The following is a 1,108-nucleotide window of genomic DNA, read 5'->3' as shown; positions in this document are numbered from 1 at the left end:
CTGCGCCAGCGCGGCCGGCGCCGGCTCCACGCTCTCGACCGGCGCCCACGCCTCGAACGCCGCCGCCCACCGCCGCAGCAGCTCGCGCGACAGCGCGAACGCCGGCTCGCCGCGGTCGGCGGCCGCGGGGGGCGCGTCGTCGGCCAGCGCCACCACCACCGGCTCGCGCAGCGGGAAGGTGCGCGACGGGTCGAGCGCGATCATCCGCCGCCGCGCGTCGCCGCGCACCGGCGGGAGCGCCACGCGCTGCACGTCGAGGAACGCGAGCCCCACGGCGATCCCGAGCCCGCGCGCCGCGCCGAGGCGCGCCCGCAGCTCGGCCACCGCGGCCTCGGGGCGCTCCGGGTCCCACGCCACCTCCGCCGTCGCGCGCGCGCCCCGCCCGCGGCGGCCGGGCGCGGCGGCGCGCACGCGGTCGGCGAGCAGCTCGAGGCCGATGCGGTCGGGCATCCGGAAGCGGAGGGAGGTCAGAGGACGCGCTCGCGCCAGCGCACGAACGCCAGCCGGTCGCCGCGCACCGCGTAGACCGCCTGAATCTCGTGCGTGAGCGGCGAGCCGACGAGCCACCCGCGGCTCACCACGAGCAGCCGGGTCGGCGCCGCCACGCGCTCGCCGCGCGCGGCCGCGCGCACCGGCGGCGGGGCGGCGGCCTCGTTCACCCGCCCGTCCCCGTCCACCGTCACGTACGGCGCGACCGCGCGCGCCCGCGCTGGAGAGACGCCCGGCACCCGCGCGAGGTCATCGACCGCCCGCAGGTCGCGCCGCCGCCGCGCCCCCGAGGGGCCGGAGCGCGAGGCGCGGGCCCCCTCGGCGCCGCGCCAGCGCTGCACCGCCCGCGCGGCGCCGATCCCGCCGTCCGGCGCCCCCGCCCGCGCGAACAGCGCCGCCAGCGCCTCCTCCCCGGCCAGGTTCAGGTCGAGGCGCGCGCTCGCGTCCACCACCGCCACCTGGAATCGCGCCTCGCCGAGCGCGCGCTGGGTCGGCGTCGCGAGCGCGCGCTCGGCGCCGATCAGCAGCGCCTCGCGCGCCGGTCCGTCGCCTGCGCGGGCGGGCGCGCCCTCCAGCGACGCCGGCGTCGCGTCCACCCCGCTCTCGGCGGCGTAGCGCG

At 82.3% G+C, this 1,108-nt stretch carries 2 pseudogenes; both read right to left on the bottom strand.

The annotated features are described in order from the left end of the window. Nucleotides 1-450, bottom strand: a pseudogene (locus PYV61_RS25640) (hypothetical protein); the annotation flags it as partial. A 17-nt stretch (nt 451-467) separates the two neighbouring features. Then, nucleotides 468-1,108: pseudogene (locus tag PYV61_RS25635) on the bottom strand (type II secretion system protein GspK); the annotation flags it as partial.

The organism is Roseisolibacter sp. H3M3-2, assembly GCF_029211165.1.
Taxonomy (GTDB): domain Bacteria; phylum Gemmatimonadota; class Gemmatimonadetes; order Gemmatimonadales; family Gemmatimonadaceae; genus Roseisolibacter.
Note: the sequence above shows the minus strand (reverse complement) of the source record. Positions and strands in the feature narration are given on the sequence as shown.